The organism is Polaromonas sp. P1_E12 (assembly GCF_056405975.1).
The window spans coordinates 422327-440084 of sequence record NZ_JBFUBB010000003.1 but is presented as its reverse complement, the minus strand read 5'-3'; the positions used below and the strand labels follow the sequence as shown (position 1 = coordinate 440084).

14 protein-coding genes are annotated in these 17758 nt (G+C 61.0%); 8 read left to right on the top strand and 6 right to left on the bottom strand.

The annotated features are described in order from the left end of the window. Positions 1–6: 6 nt before the first annotated feature. Positions 7–261: an acyl-CoA-binding protein gene (locus tag AC1D13_RS11920; RefSeq protein ID WP_457281267.1), complete on the bottom strand. Its 255-nt coding sequence runs from the start codon at positions 259–261 to the stop codon at positions 7–9. Positions 262–405: 144 nt separating this feature from the next. On the opposite strand from AC1D13_RS11920, the gene AC1D13_RS11915 reads away from it, so the two are divergent. Then, on the top strand, positions 406–1938 hold the full coding sequence (locus AC1D13_RS11915) for a wax ester/triacylglycerol synthase family O-acyltransferase (RefSeq protein WP_477666525.1): 1533 nt from the start codon (positions 406–408) through the stop codon (positions 1936–1938). Positions 1939–2079: 141 nt separating this feature from the next. Here AC1D13_RS11915 and AC1D13_RS11910 read toward each other — a convergent pair whose 3' ends face one another. Both AC1D13_RS11910 and AC1D13_RS11905 read right to left on the bottom strand, forming a co-directional pair. Further along, complete coding sequence (locus AC1D13_RS11910; protein ID WP_457281269.1) at positions 2080–2847, bottom strand: type III pantothenate kinase; 768 nt, start codon at positions 2845–2847, stop codon at positions 2080–2082. Between the two features lie 79 nt (positions 2848–2926). Further along, the gene (locus AC1D13_RS11905; protein ID WP_477666524.1) at positions 2927–3595 is read right to left on the bottom strand and encodes a helix-turn-helix transcriptional regulator; all 669 of its coding nucleotides are present in this window, start codon (positions 3593–3595) and stop codon (positions 2927–2929) included. A gap of 183 nt (positions 3596–3778) precedes the next feature. Between AC1D13_RS11905 and AC1D13_RS11900 the strand changes: the two genes are divergently transcribed. Continuing rightward, complete coding sequence (locus tag AC1D13_RS11900) at positions 3779–4987, top strand: sensor histidine kinase (RefSeq protein ID WP_457281271.1); 1209 nt, start codon at positions 3779–3781, stop codon at positions 4985–4987. 47 nt (positions 4988–5034) lie between these two features. Next, positions 5035–6021 (top strand): response regulator, encoded by a 987-nt coding sequence (locus AC1D13_RS11895; RefSeq protein ID WP_457281272.1) that lies wholly within the window; start codon positions 5035–5037, stop codon positions 6019–6021. Positions 6022–6029: 8 nt separating this feature from the next. On the opposite strand, the gene cqsA is transcribed toward AC1D13_RS11895, so the two are convergent. Both cqsA and AC1D13_RS11885 read right to left on the bottom strand, forming a co-directional pair. Then, complete coding sequence (cqsA, locus tag AC1D13_RS11890) at positions 6030–7280, bottom strand: alpha-hydroxyketone-type quorum-sensing autoinducer synthase (RefSeq protein WP_457281273.1); 1251 nt, start codon at positions 7278–7280, stop codon at positions 6030–6032. 224 nt (positions 7281–7504) lie between these two features. Next, a complete protein-coding gene (locus AC1D13_RS11885; RefSeq protein ID WP_477666523.1) occupies positions 7505–7948 on the bottom strand; it encodes a rhodanese-like domain-containing protein in 444 nt (147 codons plus the stop codon). Between the two features lie 200 nt (positions 7949–8148). Between AC1D13_RS11885 and AC1D13_RS11880 the strand changes: the two genes are divergently transcribed. From AC1D13_RS11880 to icmF, 5 genes are all read left to right on the top strand, one after another. Continuing rightward, positions 8149–9036, top strand: a complete 888-nt coding sequence (locus AC1D13_RS11880) for a PPK2 family polyphosphate kinase (RefSeq protein ID WP_477666522.1) — start codon at positions 8149–8151, stop codon at positions 9034–9036. Positions 9037–9188: 152 nt separating this feature from the next. Then, entirely contained in the window at positions 9189–10298 is a 1110-nt protein-coding gene (locus AC1D13_RS11875) for a TRAP transporter substrate-binding protein (RefSeq protein WP_477666521.1), read from the top strand. A 77-nt stretch (positions 10299–10375) separates the two neighbouring features. Further along, entirely contained in the window at positions 10376–11002 is a 627-nt protein-coding gene (locus AC1D13_RS11870) for a TRAP transporter small permease subunit (RefSeq protein ID WP_457281277.1), read from the top strand. A gap of 64 nt (positions 11003–11066) precedes the next feature. Continuing rightward, positions 11067–12998 (top strand): TRAP transporter large permease, encoded by a 1932-nt coding sequence (locus AC1D13_RS11865; protein WP_477689579.1) that lies wholly within the window; start codon positions 11067–11069, stop codon positions 12996–12998. A 187-nt stretch (positions 12999–13185) separates the two neighbouring features. Next, positions 13186–16509 (top strand): fused isobutyryl-CoA mutase/GTPase IcmF, encoded by a 3324-nt coding sequence (gene icmF / locus AC1D13_RS11860; protein WP_477689578.1) that lies wholly within the window; start codon positions 13186–13188, stop codon positions 16507–16509. A gap of 440 nt (positions 16510–16949) precedes the next feature. Here icmF and AC1D13_RS11855 read toward each other — a convergent pair whose 3' ends face one another. Then, positions 16950–17756, bottom strand: a complete 807-nt coding sequence (locus AC1D13_RS11855; protein WP_477689577.1) for an immunity 49 family protein — start codon at positions 17754–17756, stop codon at positions 16950–16952. Positions 17757–17758: the final 2 nt, after the last annotated feature.

Below are 17758 nucleotides of genomic sequence, written 5' to 3'. Positions count from 1 at the left end.
AGAGTCTTAGCTCAGATCGGCGATCAAATCGATGTACTGCTGCATCGCGTCATCCTGCGAGGTGCCCTTGAGGTTGTTCCAGGCGTCCCACTTGGCACGTGCGACCATGTCGCCGAAGCCGGGCTTTTTCTCGGCGTTGTCGCCGATGCTGCCCTGCTTGTAGAGCGCATAAATCTTCAGCAGCGTGGCGTTGTCAGGGCGCTCGCTGAGGTTTTTCGAATCGGCCATGGCTTTGTCGAAGGCGGCTTTCAGGTCTGACATGAAGAATCTCCGTTTTTAGAAGTGGGTCACCAATGAGGTGGCTTGGGGTAACTGCCCGGTATCTTAGCCAGGCCGTTCCTTGCAAAATAGGGAACTTACCCCATCCGGGGTGAGTTCGCATCAGTTTTGCATTCGGGAGTGCTCATGGTTACACGCGTTACCGCTCAGGCCGCAGGCCGCAAAGTGGCAAAAAACGTCCAGAAGAACGTCAAGCGGGCCGTCTCGGGAACCCTGGGCATTTCAGGGGAGCGCATGAGCAAGGTCGACACGGCCTGGCTGCGCATGGACAACGATGCCAACCTCATGATGATCGTGGGCGTCTGGCAGCTGGCGCCGGGCGTCAAGTACGCTGCCGTCTGCGAACGCATCGAAAACAGCCTGCTGAAGTACGACCGTTTCAGGCAGCGCGTGATGGAAGACGCCGCCGGCGCCACCTGGGTGATGGACCGCAACTTCGACCTGGCCAACCATGTCGTGCAGGAGAAGTTGGCCAAATCAGCCAACCAGGAGCAGGCCCTGCAGGACCGCGTGGCCGTGCTTGCCACCCAGCGCCTGGATCCGAGACGCCCGCTGTGGCAAATCCACCTGATCGAGGATTACACCGGGCCCGATGGCGTCAAGGGCAGCGCGATGATCGTGCGCATCCATCATTGCATCGCCGACGGCATTGCGCTGATCTCCGTGACCATGTCGCTGGTCGATGGCGGCACGCCGCCGCCTGAGCGGCGCACGAAGGCTGCGGCGGCTACCGGCACGGAAGACTGGATTGCCGACACCCTGCTCAAGCCCTTCACCGACATCACCGTCAAGGCACTGGGCGCCGTCGGTGAAGGCGCAGCGCGCTCGCTGGGCATGCTGGGTGACCCCAAAAAGGGCATGGAAGACGGCATGCACGGCTCCATGGACATGGCCAAGGTCCTGATGCAGGTGCTCAAGGACGGCGCCGCGCTGGCCCTGATGCCCGACGACTCCAAGACCCGGCTCAAAGGCAAGCCAGGCGGCGCAAAAAAAGTGGCCTGGTGCCAGCCGATTCCGCTGGATGAAGTCAAAGCCGTGGGCAAGGCACTCAACTGCTCGATCAACGACGTGCTGCTCAGCTGCGTGGCCGGCGCCCTGGGCGAATATTTGAAAACCTTCGGTGACGACGTGGCAGGCCAGGAGATTCGCGCCATGGTGCCGGTCAACCTGCGGCCGCTGGACCAGGCGCACAAGCTGGGCAACCGGTTCGGCCTGGTGCCGCTGGTGCTGCCCATCGGGGTGGAGAATCCGATCGAGCGCGTCTACGAGGTGCGCCGGCGCATGGCTGCGCTCAAGGGCAGCTACCAGCCGTTGCTGGCTTTCAGCCTGCTGGCGGTGGCGGGCCTTTTGATCAAGCCGGCGCAGGACGTGATGCTCAACCTCTTTGCCAAGAAAACCACGGCGGTGATGACCAACGTGCCTGGCCCGCGCGAAAAGCTCAAGTTCTGCGGCTCGACACTGGAGCAAAGCATGTTCTGGGTACCGCAGTCGGGCGACGTGGGGCTGGGCGTGTCGATCTTGAGCTACGGCGGCGGCGTGCAGTTCGGCGTGATCACCGACAGCACCCTGTGCCCGGAGCCGCAGCACATCATCGACGAGTTTGTGCCGGAGTTCGCCAAGCTGTCCATCGTGACGCTGATGCTGCCCTGGGGAGAGTGAGCCCTCGCTGTGCGTCGCAGCTGCCAGGAAGTTCCGGTTAATTTTTTGAGGTTTTTATGGCCTTAGCCCAATAAGGACGGGCGCAAGCAGCTACTTTTTTGATAGCACATCCCGCGGCAACTCCACCGCGCGGAAAGGACGTCAGGCTGCAAAACGCTGTGAGGCGATGGCCAACAGTCCGTCGAAGATGAGGCTGTCCACCAGCTCAAACTTCACCGACATGCTGGGCGCCATCTTCCAGCCAGCGCCGCCGGTCATGATGCATTCGGGTGTTTCGCCGCAGTGGCGGGCGACGTTTTCCACCATGCGGTGTATCGCACCGGCAATGGCGAAAGTGCCGCCGCTGGTCAGCGCATCGCTGGTATTGGTGGGAAAGTCGCGCACCTCGCCGGTGGGAACGTGCAGACCGGCCGTGCCGGACTCGAGCGCGCGCAACATGATGCCGTGGCCTGGAAGAATGAAGCCGCCCAGGAATTTTCCGGAAGCGTCGATCGCCTCGACCGTCACGGCGGTACCCACCATGACAACCACGCAAGGCTTGTTGATGCCGCGCGCCAGCAGCCGGTGGCGCGCACCGATCATGGCCACCCAACGGTCAGCGCCCAACCTGGCCGGATGGTCATAGCCATTGGTGACACCAGCCTCATGCGGGCTGGAAACGACCCAGTGCGGCGCCACGTCCCAGAGTTCCATTTGCTCGACCACACGCCGCTTGATGGCGTCGCCGGCAACGATGCAGCCGAGGATACGCGACGGAGGTTGCATGCCGCCCCACTCTTCTTCGGACAGCTTGTCGATGTTTTCCAGAAACACCGCACCCTGCGCCAGCAGCTTGGCCCTGGGCACAGGGGCTTCGTACTGGGCCCATTTCAGGCGGGTGTTACCCACGTCAAGCGCTAGAAAGGTCATTTGGCGGATTATGAACAGGTTTGAAGCGCACCTGCAGGCGCAGGCCTACAGGTTTTCCAGTAGACGCGGCAAAGAACGCTCAGATCAATCCGAACCAGCACGCGCGCTGGATGGCGGCCAGCTTGTTGTCGACCTTGAGTTTGGTCATGGCATTTGAGAGGTGAAAGTTCACCGTGCGTTCGCTGCAGGCCAGCAACTCGCCGGTCTCGCGTGCCGTCATCCCCTGGAAGGCAAGGCTCAGGCATTCGAGTTCGCGCGGGCTCAGCGGACTGCGCGCTTCGGCCAGCGCGCGCTTGAGCAGCGGCCAGATGTTGAGGGCCGACCAGGCCAGCAAGGCCGCCTCGCTGCGGTCATGCCACTGGCGCGGGCTGAAGAGGTAGCATTCAAAGGCCCGCCCCACCGTCAATGGAAAGGCGATGCGCACCACGCTTTGGTAACCGTGAGCCAGCCACAGCCGGCGCCAGCGGCCCAGGCTTTCGAAAGCGGTTTTGGAAATATCCTGCCAGGCGACAAGAGGTGCGTCGGAATCGCGCCACGGGGCGCCGAAGTCCCGGCTCTCTGCCAGGGCCTCGGCGGCATCCAGCAGGCGCGGAGGGTGAATGGCCAGCACCAGCCGGTCTTCCTGCCCCCCGAACGGGTCGGGGCCGAGCACCATGAGCGCTTCGACCGAGAACTCGCGAAGGGCGCACAGCCAGTCGCTGATGACGCCATCCAGGCTGACGCTGTCAAAGTTGGCAGGTAACAGCATTAGCTTGACGAGATGAGAACCGGGACAATACAGTCAAATGTCAAATGCATCATCAGTCAGGTTCCCGGTTGTGCTGGAGAAGTTCTTAACGTGAGGAGCGCTCGCTTTCACGCGTGGCTTGCGCGGCGTCCCCTGCTTCAGTGGCTGCGCGAGGAACTGATCCTTGCGCCCCTGGAGCCCATTTTGCATCCATCCCCGCGACGGCTGTGGTGGCTGGGTCTTTCTTTTTTTTCGGGCAACGCCCTGTTCGCCTGGATCTGGTCGGTCTGGCTGCCGCAGCCCTATGAAAACCTGCCGCTGCGCGTCGTGGCCAGCGTACTGGGCTACAGCCTGATGACCAAACGCGTCAACCATGACCCGGGAAGCAGGCTGGCGCAACGGGTGTTTGGCGTGGTGTTCTGGCTCGAACTGCCGGTCCTGTTCAGCTGGATGTACCTGTGCAACGGCAGCAATACCGTGTGGCTGGCCACCCTGGCGGCCATGGTGCTGATCTACTACCATGTCACTGACTGGCGCCTGGCGACCCTGGGCACCATCACCGGTGGGGGGCTGGCCTGGGTCATGTTCCTGTACGTGGGGCCGGCGGTTCCCTCCCTGCCGGAAGACCAGCGCACCGTGCATGCCGTGGTATTTGCGTTTGCCTGGTCGATCGCGCTGGTGCTGAACCTTTCCTCGGCCAACCTGCGGCGGGAACAGCTTTCCAGCACGCTCACTACCATCGGCATCATGGCGCACGAGCTGCGCACGCCGCTGTCGACGGCAGCCCTGCTGGGCGATGCGATCCAGCTGGAGGTACAGCGCCAGCCCGACAACCCGCGCGCGCTGCAGCTGGACAAACTGGCGCTGCGCCTTCACGCACTGGTTCGAAACATGAACCACCAGATCGACACACAGATCGCGAATGCCAAGCTGCTGCAGCTGCCACGGCATACCCAACAGGTCGCGGCCGGCAAATTGGTCCAGGATGTCGTGGCGGCGTATCCCTACCAGTCGAGTCGCCAGAGGGAATGCGTGCGGGTGCTTGTTCACGATGACTTCACCTTCCGTTCTTCCGCCACACAGTTTTCCCAGGTGCTGGACAACCTCATCAAGAACGCGCTGCATTCCCTGATGGCGGCTGACTCGAAATACCCGCACGGCGCCCTGCGCATTGAAGTCGGCAGGACGCAGGCGCGCGGCCGCATCATGGTGGCCGATGAGGGCATGGGTATCGACGCTGCCTTGCTGCCGCAGATTTTCAAGCCGTTCTTCTCGAGCAACCGCGGCACGGGGCATGGCCTGGGCCTGGCCTTTTGCCAGCAAGTGGTACAAAGCGCAGGTGGCACCATTCATGTGAAATCAGAGTTCGCCGTGGGAGCTGCTTTTACCATCGAGCTGCCGATTACGGCCTGATACCTTGCACATGATTTGCTTTTGACAACCCGCGCTAGACTGACAACATGTCCTTTGCACTTTACCGCCGTCCCGGAGGCGTGGTTTTCCTGGACGACGACCCGGATTATCTCGAAATGCTCGCGGAAGTCATGCCGCTGGACTGGTGTGTACGCCTGTTCCTGCGCCCGGTGGCGTGTATAGACCTGCTGCTCCAGGAGCCGGTGCGCTGGGAAGCGGATGCCTGGCGCCAGCAGGAAATCATCAATCGATGGCGCGAGGGGACGGCCCTGATCCCGCAAATCCTGCAGTACTGGCGGGAAGACGGCACGGCGCGATTTGCGCTCACGCAGGTCTGTGTGGTGGACTATTCCATGCCGGCCATGAGCGGACTGAGGGTGTTGAGCGAGCTGACCGGCTGGTCGGGTTCGCGCGTTTTGCTGACAGGCCGGGCCGACGAGCAACTTGCCGTGTCGGCCTTCAACCGCGGGCTGATCGAACAATTCATTCCCAAGCAATCTCCGGAGATCCGGCTGCGCCTGACCGATGCGGTGCAGGCGCTGCTGCGACAGCCCGATCCCCGGCACCAGCAGACCTGGCGGGCGACGCTGTCCCGCACGCAGCATGCGCTGCTGTGCGAACCATCCGTCGCGCAGGAGCTGGAAAACCTGGCACTGCGGCAAGGCTGGATCGAGCATGTGGTGATAGGTGCACCCTTCGGTGTGCTGGCCCTTGACCGTAAAGGCAGCGTCAGCTGGTTGCAGCTGGAACCCGCCGGGAACCTGCCAGAGCTTGCCGAAATGGCGGCATCGCAAGGCTGGGATGCCGCGACCGTGAAGGACGTGGCGGCAGGCAGGAAACTCATCGACCTGGAACTGCAGCTGGCGCTGGGCGCCGGCCACAAACCCCAGCCGCGCCAGGCCTTCGCCATCGCCTCCGGTCCGACCGTGCTTCATGCGGCGCTTTTTACCGTCGGCGAGCCTTTTAACCCCGGCTTCATGAGCAGCCACGAGCGATTTATTGCCACCTCGGGTGAGAGACACCTTCAGGACTGACGCCGGCATCATGCCTCCTGGCCGGCCCGGGCGCGCCGTGCAATCGGCCAGTCCCATGGCTTCACGATCGGCGCGATCTCGCGTGCGACCGCTTCCACATGGTCCAGTTCGGAATCCATCAGCCCGGCATTCAGGGTTAACCTCATCATCGCGCGTTTGCTGCTGGTGGCCGGCGCGCAGAACATCGACGAAAACACGTTGCGCTCCTCCAGCCGGTCCCGCAACACCATGGTGTCGGATTCCAGTCCAACCTCCAGCGCAATGATCTGCTGGCTGCCCTGGTGGATGGGATAGCCCAGCTCGCTCAAGGCAGACCGCAACCTGCGCGTGTGGGCGTGAAGCCTTGCGCGCGCATCGTCGCTGTTGCGGATCACCTCCAGCGTGGCTGCAAGGCCGGCAATCTCGTGCGGCAGCAGGCTGGAGCTGAAGATATTGGGAAAGCTTGAACAGAGAATGTAATAGCGCATGTGCGCCGGCGCGGTAAAAAAGCCGGCCCGGCCCGCAAAAGCCTTGGCAAGGCTGGCGGTGATGAAGTGCACGCGGCTGGTGAGGCCCAACTCGGCGCACAGCCCCGCACCTTCCGGGCCGTGTGTGCCCAGCGAGTGCGATTCATCCACCAGGATCATGCAGCCGTGCTGCTCGGCCACATCGACAATTTCCCCCAGGGGGCAGATGGCACCCGTGGTGCTGTACACGGAATCGACCACCACGATGCCCGGGCCGTTCCTGGCGATCATCCGGGCGAGATGAACCGGATCATTGTGGCGAAAAGCGAAAGCCGGGGCGCGCGCCGCATGGGCGCCTTCCCACAACGATGCATGGGCCAGCGTATCAAGGTATACAGGGGTCTGCGCATCGGCAATCGCCTGCAGCAGGCCGACATTGGCCGCATAACCCGATTGGCAAATGAAGCCGTCGTCCTTGCCCACCCAGGATGCCAGTGCCAGCTCCAGCGTGTGTGTGGGATGCTGATTCAGGTGGAAGACACCGGACTGCACCACAAACTCCTGCTCCTTGCGCAAGGCTTCCACCTGCGCGTGAACGATGTGCGGATGGCCCGTGACGCTGAGGTAGTCGTTGCCGTCCAGCCGGATGGCATTGGAGTCCGGTGTTTTGCCATGAAGCATGAACTTTCCGCTCCACTGGTGGTTCCAGCGCGGCGTGAAGTCGCGGGATATTCGCTGGCACAGCTGGGCCCCAAGGGCAGGGTTGGAAAAGTGTGCGGTGTCAGGGGAAAGTTTGCGTTCGAGTACTTGCATGGGGACTCCGTTAAAAAGAGGAACCCCATTGAAAGCGCTCAAACAAATTGATACGCCTTACCCCCTGTCAGAACTAACAGGGGGCACCCCCATACATCAAACTTCAGACAAAGTCATGCGAACTATTCACTTCATTTTTGTGAAATAAATGCGCCATTCACTTACATATACAAGTTACCAAAGGTACGCACAGGACTGCTTCAATTCAGGGTTTTACCGGAATTTCAGCCCTGCTTCCAGGGCAAGCCCCGAAAACGCCAGCCTCCCTTGCGGCCGCGCTGCCCCTGGTCATCAGCATCGCCTTCAAAACCTTCGAGGATGTTGTAAGCCTCGACGCCCAGCTCGGTCGCGCGTTTGGCCGCCGCGACCGAACGCACGCCGCTGCGGCACAACAGCACTGCCTTCTTGCCGGCGGGCACGGCAGCTTTCAGCCCCTCATCGAATCCTGCGTTCATTGCCATGCCCGGCCATTGCTTCCAGGCCAGGGGGACAGAGCCGGGTACATAACCCACCCATTCACGTTCGGCGTCAGTTCGTACATCCACCAGCACGGCTTCGCCCGACTGCATCCATTCAAAAGCCAGCTGTGCAGAAATATCGCCGGCATAGCCGGAAGCAGTCTGGACACCAGGTTGCGCGGAACCATTTGCAGAAGTGTTTTTTTTCATCACAGGGCCTCTCAGTTCGGGGTGTTGATCAACAGGCATATCGGGCATGCATGCACCGCATGACAGCGACCCGAAACCAGCAGATCAAGTTTATCCCCCTGCAACCACACGCCAGACAGTGAGGGCATAGGCAGGCCGCGCATCCCTGGCGCAGGTGTGACATGCACAATCACCCTACCCATGAACTGCAGGAGACCCCGATGCCCCGCAACGCCGACACACCTTCTCCACAAAAGGTACAGCCTGGCAAGGCAAGCTTCAAGGCTCTGGCCAAAACCGTAGCCCCCTGGCAACCCTCTCCGTCGAAGCCCAAGGGGTTTTCTCTTGCCAGCCTTGACCCGGCCGCCAAGCCGTTCTCGACGGGCGACAAGCTACGCGATAAAGCTGCCGTCGAAGCACTGGCCACGGAGATTGACGGATTGCAAAACCTGTTTTACGCGGACAAACGCTACAAACTTCTTGTGGTCCTGCAGGGAACGGACACCTCAGGCAAGGACGGAACATTGCGCGGTGTCTTTGGGCGCATCAGCCCGCTGGGCGTACGGACGGTCAGCTGGAAGGCGCCGACGGAAGACGAGCGGGCGCATGACTACCTGTGGCGAATCCATCAACAGATGCCGGGCACGGGGGAGATCGCGATTTTCAACCGCAGCCATTACGAAGATGTGTTGCTGCCGCCCGTCAACGGATGGATCACACCGGCACAAACAGCACAGCGGTTCCGGCACATCAACGACTTCGAACGCATGCTCTCGGAAACCGGTACGGTGATCCTCAAGTTCATGTTGCATATCAGTCCCGATGAGCAAAAGCAACGGCTGCAGGAGCGACTAGATGACCCCGCCAAACACTGGAAATTCAGCGCGGGCGACCTGGAGGTTCGCAAACAGTGGAAGCAGTACCAAAAGGCTTACGAAGCACTGCTTCAGGCCACCAGCACTCCTTGGGCACCCTGGACCGTGGTGCCGGCTGACTCCAAGACGCATCGCAACCTGATGATCGCCACCCTCGTCCGGGCCCGGTTGCTGGAACTGAAGCTACGCTTTCCGCCGGGCGATCCGGCCCTCAGGGGGCTGAAAGTCACCTGAGCTCCTCGCGGGCTCCTGTCGGTCACGCACAAACAGTTTCACCCTGAGAAGGGGCAACAACCTGTAGCGTTGGTGGAAACCCTCTTTGTAAGGAATGGGCAAGACGGAATGATGAGTCCTCTTATATTTTTCGAAACAACAGGAGACAAGTCATGACCGAGAGCAAAAGCCCCCGCAGGCGCGGCCTGCTGAAAGGCGCCGCGATTGCCGCCGGCGCCCTGTCCGCCCCCATGGTCGCCATGGCGCAGACAACGTCCTTTCGCTTCCAGAGCACCTGGCCGGCCAAGGACATCTTCCATGAATACGCCAACGATTTCGCGAAGAAGGTCAATGACATGGCCGGGGGCCGACTGAAGATCGAGGTGCTTCCATCCGGCGCCGTGGTGCCGGCTTTTCAGCTACTGGAAGCTGTGAATAAGGGAACCCTTGACGGTGGACACGGCGTGGTGGCTTATCACTATGGCAAGAACAACGCCCTGGCCCTGTGGGGCTCCGGCCCGGCCTTCGGCATGGACCCGAACATGGTCCTGTCCTGGCACAACTATGGCGGCGGCAAAGCGCTGCTGGAAGAAATCTACAAGTCGATCAACATGGATGTGGTGTCATACCTCTACGGCCCCATGCCTACGCAGCCGCTGGGCTGGTTCAAGAAGCCGATCGCCAAGGTGGGTGACATGAAGGGTCTGAAGTTCCGCACGGTCGGCCTGTCGGTCGACATCTTCACCGCGATGGGCACCTCCGTGAACCCGTTGCCCGGTGGTGAGATCGTGCCGGCACTGGACCGCGGCCTGATCGACGCGGCCGAGTTCAACAACGCCAGCTCCGACCGCGTTCTGGGTTTCCCAGACGTGGTCAAAAACTGCATGCTGCAGAGCTTTCACCAGAGCGGGGAGCAATTCGAGATCCTGTTCAACAAAGGCAAGTACAACGCGCTGCCGGCCGAACTCAAGGCGATCATCGACTATGGCGTGCAGGCGGCCAGCGCCGACATGAGCTGGAAGGCCATCGACCGTAACTCCACCGACTACGCCGAGATGAAAAAGCAGGGCATCAAGTTCTACAAGACGCCCGACGCCGTGCTCAAGGCACAGCTGGAAGCCTGGGACAAGATCATCGAGGACAAAGCCAAGGCCAACCCGCTGTTCAAGAAGGTGATCGACTCGCAGAAAGCCTACGCCGCACGCACAATCCCCTGGCAGAACGACTACATGGTCGATTTCAAGATGGCCTACAACCACTCCTTCGGCAAGAAGAAAGCCTGAGCCTGCGAGCCCCGGCGAAGCCGGCCAGCCGTCCAACCCTGGATGGCTGGCCTTTTTGATGGGAACACCGGTTCAAAATGAATACACAAAAAATCCTTCACACGGCTGACCACATCAGCACCTGGGTCGGGAAGGCCGCCGCCTGGCTCATCGTGATCCTCATGGTGGTCGTTTGCGCTGAAGTTTTCAAGCGTTACGCGCTCAACGCGCCCACCGCATGGATCTTCGACGTCAATAACATGCTGTATGGCACGCTGTTCATGCTGGGGGGCGCCTACACGCTGGCGCATGACGGCCATGTGCGCGGCGACTTCTTCTACGGCAACTTGAAGCCCCGCACGCAGGCCTGGCTGGACCTGGTCCTGTACATCGTCTTCTTCCTGCCCGGGATTATGGCGCTGACCTGGGCCGGCTGGACATACTTCAATGAGTCACTGGCGATGCGCGAACAAACCTTCAACGCCACCCCAATCCCGCTGTATCCGTTCAAGTTTGTGATCCCGGTGGCTGGCACCATTGTGCTGATGCAGGGGCTGTCCGAGATCCTGCGCTGCGTCGTTTGCATCCGCACCGGCATCTGGACACCTCGGCTCAAGGACGCCCAGGAATCCGATGTGGTCGCGCAGCAGCTGGCCGGCAGCGAGTTTGTCGATGAAGAAGCCAAGCGGCTGGCCATCGAAAAATCCGCCGGCCTGAAAGGTTGAACATGAATCGCCCGGCCGTTCCGAAGATTCTTGGCACCGCAGCCCACAGGGCGGAGGTCTCCAAGTGAGCAACGCAGTACTCGGCATGACCATGCTCGGTCTGATCGTGGTCGTCATCATGATGGGCTTTCCCACCGCATTCACACTGATGGGCCTGGGCATGGCGTTCGGCTTCGTGGCCTTCTACGATCCGTCCACCCATTTTTGGGAAAACAGGATCTTCGACCTGATGGTCCAGCGCGCTTTTGGAGCGATGACTAACGAGACCCTGTTATCGATTCCGCTGTTTGTGCTGATGGGCTATGTGATGGAGCGCGGCGCGCTGGTGGACAAGATGTTCCATAGTGTGCAGCTGGCGTTCCGCAGCGTGCCCGGCTCACTGGCGGTCACCACCCTGATCATCTGCACGTTCTGGGGCATCGCCAGTGGCCTGGTGGGCGCTGTGGTGGTGCTGATGGGCGTGATCGCCATGCGGCCCATGCTCAACGCCGGCTACGACACGCGACTGGCGGCCGGCGTGATCACCGCCGGCGGCACGCTGGGCATCCTGATCCCGCCCTCGGTGATGATCATCGTCTACGCCGCCGTCGCCGGCCAGTCCGTGGTCAAGCTCTACGCGGCGGCCATGTTCCCCGGCTTCTTCCTGGCCCTGCTCTACCTGGTCTACATCGTCGGCTGGGTCATGCTCAACCCCAAGATCGCGCCCAAGCTGCCGCCGGAGCAGAACCGCGCGCCGGTGCCACTCTGGCTGCAGCAGGTGACCGCCGCCTATTCACGCAGGGCGCTGCAGGCGCTGGCCATGGCCATCGCGGCTCCGGGCAAGGCGCTGCAGGCGGGCGCCCAAGTCAGCCGCGGCTTCCTGTTGCGCAGCTTGGGCACTGCCCTGGTGCCGGTGGTGTTCGCGCTGGCGACTCTGGGCGGCACCTGGTGGTATGTGGTCATCCATTCGCAGGCCGACAACATCGCCCAGGTGGCGGCGGCACGCGCCGCCAAGGCCGCAGCGCCGACAGGCGGAGGCCTGCAGGGGCCCGCAGTCACCGGCGGAGTCCAGGAACCACCTGCGGAAGAAGGGCTGAAAGAACCCGGCGACACGGCCAAGGAGCCGGCCGAAGCCGGCGGCTTGCAGGCGCCGCCGGGATCGGAAGATGCGAAGCCATCGACAGCAGCAACCACCGCCGACGCACCACTGCAGGAAATCGGCGAGCCCTCGGGTTCGGGGCCACAGACCGCACCCGTGCCCGAGTCCTTCTACACGGGCTTTGCCATCGCCTGCGTGCTGATGGCGGGACTGCTGCTGTGGTACTACCGGCGCTTCGACGCCGAGCAGTTCGAGATCCTGCGGATGCTGGTGAGCTCGGTCATGCCGCTCGCGCTGCTGACCATCGTCGTGCTGGGGGTCATCCTGTTCGGCATCACAACCGCAACCGAATCGGCGGCCGTTGGCGCGGCCGGCGCCTTTCTTATGGCTTGGCATGCCGGCACGCTGGACTTTCAGAAAATCAAGGAGGCGGTGTTCCTGACCTGCAAGACGACCTCCATGGTGTGCTGGCTGTTTGTGGGTTCAGCACTCTTCTCCGCGGTTTTCGCTCTGCTGGGCGGCCAGCGCGTCGTCGAGGAATGGGTGATGTCGATGAATCTGACACCACTGCAGTTCCTGCTGCTGTCGCAGGCCATCATCTTCGTCCTGGGATGGCCACTGGAGTGGACCGAGATCATCGTGATCTTCGTGCCCATCTTCCTGCCGCTGCTGCAGCATTTCCAGATCGATCCGATTCTTTGGGGCGTGCTGGTTTTCGTGAACCTGCAAGCGGCCTTCCTGTCGCCGCCCGTGGCGATGTCGGCTTTCTACCTGAAGGGGGTGTCGCCACCGCATGTGACCATCAACCAGATCTTCGCCGGCATGATGCCCTACATGCTGATCGTGATCCTGTGCATGGTGTTCATGTACATCTGGCCCGGGTTGACGCTCTGGCTGCCTAAATACCTGTACGGGTAAACAGGCCGGAAGCCATTGGGTACCAGGCTTTGGCAAAGAGGGGCGCTCCGCGTCCCTTTTTTTTTGCTCGCACCGCTACACGGCGCACACTTGATCGGCGCCGGCTTACCGGCTAAGATTGACGTTTACGTAAACGTCAATCAAACAGATCACAGATCGACGGTCCAACCGCCGCCCGGAGACAACCATGACCGACATGTCCGCTGAATACAAAGCGCTCGCCAGCTACCGCCCCACTCACAAAGTGCGCTTCATCACGGCGGCCAGCCTCTTTGACGGTCATGATGCCGCCATCAACATCATGCGGCGCATCCTGCAGAGCATGGGCGCGGAGGTCATCCACCTGGGCCACAACCGCAGCGTGGACGAAGTGGTCACAGCCGCCCTGCAGGAGGACGCGCAAGGCATCGCCATCAGCTCCTACCAGGGCGGGCATGTCGAGTACTTCAAGTACATGGTCGACCTGCTCAAAAGCCGCGGCGGCGAACACATCCAGGTGTTCGGCGGGGGCGGCGGCGTCATCGTGCCGCCCGAAATCCGCGAGCTGCATGCTTACGGCGTCACCCGCATCTACAGCCCCGAAGACGGCCAGAAGATGGGCCTGGCCGGCATGATCGGCGAGATGGTCATGCGCTGCGACAAAGACCTGACCAGTTTCGCGCCCAAGAACGTCACGGCCATTGAAGGCCACGGAGAGATGAACTGGCGGGCGCTGGCGCAGTTGATCACGGCGCTGGAGAATGGCAAGGCCGACGCGGCACTGGTGGACAAAGTCCGCACGCAGGCCTCCACCTGCAAGATCCCTGTGCTGGGGATTACGGGCACTGGCGGCGCCGGCAAGTCTTCATTGACCGACGAGTTGATACGCCGCCTGCGCCTGGACCAGAACGACAAATTGCGCGTGGCAGTCATCAGCATTGATCCATCACGCCGCAAGAGTGGTGGCGCGCTGCTGGGTGACCGCATCCGCATGAACGCCATCAATCCCTGGACTGTTCCCCTGGCTGGTCAGAAGAACGCCGACAGCGGACAACGCGTGTTCATGCGCTCGCTGGCCACACGCGACTTCGGCTCTGAAATCAGCCAAGCGCTGCCCGACGTGATCGCCGCCTGCAAATGTGCAGGCTTTGACCTGATCGTGGTCGAAACTTCCGGCATAGGCCAGGGCGACGCCGCCATCGTGCCGCATGTGGACGTGCCCATGTACGTGATGACGCCCGAGTTCGGCGCAGCCAGCCAGCTCGAAAAAATCGACATGCTGGACTTCGCCGAGTTCGTCGCCATCAACAAGTTCGACCGCAAGGGCTCACTCGATGCCTTGCGCGACGTCTCCAAACAGGTGCAGCGCAACAGGGAAGCCTGGGGCACGCCGGCCGACAAGATGCCGGTGTTCGGCACCATGGCCGCGCGCTTCAACGACGACGGCGTGACCGCGCTCTACCAGGCGCTCAAACCACGCCTGGCCGCGCTGGGCCTGGCGCTTGAGGCTGGCATGCTGCCCGCCGCAGAGGTCCGCCACAGCACCAATCAGACGCCTGTGGTGCCGGCCGCGCGTACGCGCTACCTGGCCGAGATCAGCGACACGGTGCGCGGCTACAAAAAGCGCGCCCGCGCGCAGGCTCAGCTGGCGCGCGAGGTGCAGCAACTCAAAGCCGCCGCCGCCATGCTCAAGATCGACAAGCCCGACCGCGCGCCCGCCGCCGAAGCCGCGCTGGACCTGGCCGGCCACCGCAAGGCCCGCATTGATGCCGACGCGCGCGCCCTGCTCGCCCAATGGCCCGACATGCAGACTGCTTACGCCGGCGACGAATACGTGGTGAAAATTCGCGACAAGGAAATCCGTACCGCGCTGACCACCAAATCCCTCTCAGGAACCACCATTCGCAAGGTGGCCTTGCCGCAGTACGAAGACCACGGCGAAATCCTCAAATGGCTGATGCTGGACAACGTACCCGGCAGCTACCCCTACACCGCCGGCACCTTTGCTTTCAAGCGCGAGGGCGAGGACCCGACCCGCATGTTCGCCGGCGAAGGAGATCCTTTCCGCACCAACACCCGCTTCAAGCTGCTCAGCGAAGGCATGACCGCCAAGCGCCTGTCCACTGCGTTTGATTCGGTCACGCTCTACGGCAACGACCCGGCGCTGCGGCCCGACATCTACGGCAAGGTCGGCAACTCAGGCGTCTCCATCGCCACGCTGGACGACATGAAGGTGCTGTACGACGGCTTTGACTTGTGCAACCCCTCGACCTCGGTCTCGATGACCATCAACGGCCCGGCGCCGACGATTCTGGCCATGTTCATGAACACGGCCATCGACCAGAACCTCGACAAGTTCAAAAAAGACAACGGCCGCGACCCGACGGCGACCGAGGCTGCCAAGATTCGCGAATGGGTGCAAGAAAACGTGCGCGGCACGGTGCAGGCAGACATCCTGAAAGAAGACCAGGGCCAGAATACCTGCATCTTCTCGACCGAATTCAGCCTGAAAGTCATGGGCGACATCGCCCAGTACTTTGTGCACAACCGGGTGCGCAACTTCTACAGCGTCTCCATCAGCGGTTACCACATCGCCGAAGCTGGCGCCAACCCGATCAGCCAGCTGGCCTTCACGCTGTCCAACGGTTTCACCTTTGTTGAAGCCTACCTCGCGCGCGGCATGCACATCGACGACTTTGCGCCCAACCTCAGCTTCTTCTTCAGCAACGGCATGGACCCGGAATACACCGTGATGGGCCGCGTCGCGCGCCGAATCTGGGCCGTGGCCATGAAAGAAAAATACGGCGCCAACGAACGCAGCCAGAAGCTGAAATACCATATCCAGACCTCGGGCCGCAGCCTGCACGCGCAGGAAATCCAGTTCAACGACATACGCACCACGCTGCAGGCGCTGATCGCCATCTACGACAACTGCAACTCGCTGCACACCAACGCGTTTGACGAAGCCATCACCACGCCCACCGAAGAATCGGTGCGCCGCGCCATGGCCATCCAGCTCATCATCAACCGCGAATGGGGCCTGGCCAAGAATGAAAATCCTTCACAGGGCGCTTTCATCATCGAGGAGCTCACCGAGCTGCTCGAAGAAGCCGTGCTGCTGGAGTTCGAACGCATCGCCGAACGCGGCGGCGTGCTGGGCGCGATGGAAACCGGTTACCAGCGCGGCCGCATCCAGGACGAGTCCATGCACTACGAGATGCTCAAACACACCGGCGAGCTGCCCATCATCGGTGTGAACACCTTCCGCAACCCGCACGGCGATGCGGTGCAGGACAAGCTGGAACTCGCGCGCTCCACCGAAGAAGAAAAACAAAGCCAGCTCAAGCGCCTGGACGACTTCCACCGCCGCCACGCGACCGAATCACCCGCCATGCTCAAACGCCTGCAGCAGGCCGTGATCGAAAACCTCAACGTCTTCGAGGTGCTGATGGAAGCCGTGCGGGTCTGCTCGTTGGGGCAGATCACCCACGCGCTGTTTGAGGTGGGCGGGCAGTACCGGCGCAATATGTGAATATTGCTCGGCATGGCTCCGCGGGAAGCCGTTGTTGCCGTGCTGCGCGTGGAGTTTTTGGCGACGGGAATGTCTCGCTGGCTGTCCTGCGGAGCTGGGGCGATGACTTTGTTGCAGGCACAACGAGGCGGAAGATGTGGCCTGTGATTCGCTATTAAATTCATAGCTGCTTACGCAAGTAGCATAAGGGCCAGGACCAGATTTTGTGTACGGAAATGCACTAAGGGGCCTGTAAGACAGGGCGGCGGACTAGTTCCTGCTGGCGGCACTTTTGCTGCCAGAGAGACTCACAGCCCCCATCGTGCAATACCTTCACCAAGAGCACTCAGGACAACGGCTACGAAGACAGCTGAACCGTAGATTTCGGTGTCGTTCGCCGCTTTATTCTCCTTCGTATTCACTGCATGCAGAGGATGCGCTCCGCTTGAGTGTCGGTTGGTTTATTTATGAATCCAATGTGAAATCTTTGCCATCACCCCCTGTGGTGGCGGAATCCACCCGGGCTGGAGAAAGTCGTACACATCGTCGTAGTGCTCCAGTGGCTGGTTGGGCATGAGTTCCATAGGTACGAGCGGGCAGTCGATCTGCACGGGAATTCCTTTGAGCCAGCAGAGTTTGGCGCAGTAGGTGCTCATCTCAGCTATCAAGTCCTCTACCAAAGGATCACCTGTTTGCTTAACTGCGTCTCGCAAAATTAGGTTTTCAAGCCCATTTTTATCGCGCCGCATCAACAACGAAAAGAAATCCCCGCCGTCGGTAGCGAACTGCCGATCAATTTTGCGACCATGCTTGACAAGTTTCTCTACTTTGGCTTGCAAGGCTTCGTAGTCACCCAAAATGGCTAGCTGCCACATGTGTACTTTGAAGTGTGAATTAAGTGGATTGCTTCGATTCCTCATGAAGTCCGGAGGTTCCAGGCTTGCCATGGCATCGATGATTTTCGGATTGTCGGACAAGAGCGCATAGTAGATTTCTTTGCCAATCGAAAATTTTTGATARCTATCCAAGGCAATCGCAGCCAACTCTAGCTTGCAAGCGACATGCATATGCTGCTTGAAACTTTGCAAATTGCCCTCCACAAAGTAATCGAAGATGCCAATTCTTAGATGATCGTGACTTAGCGAGCTATAACAAGCGCGCAAGTCGATCGGTTTGATGCGAAACCTGATTTTGTTGATTAACCCCGGCATTCTTTCTTTAGAGATCTCGGCAAGATTTTGTGCATTTTCGTTGGCATTTTTGAGCATGA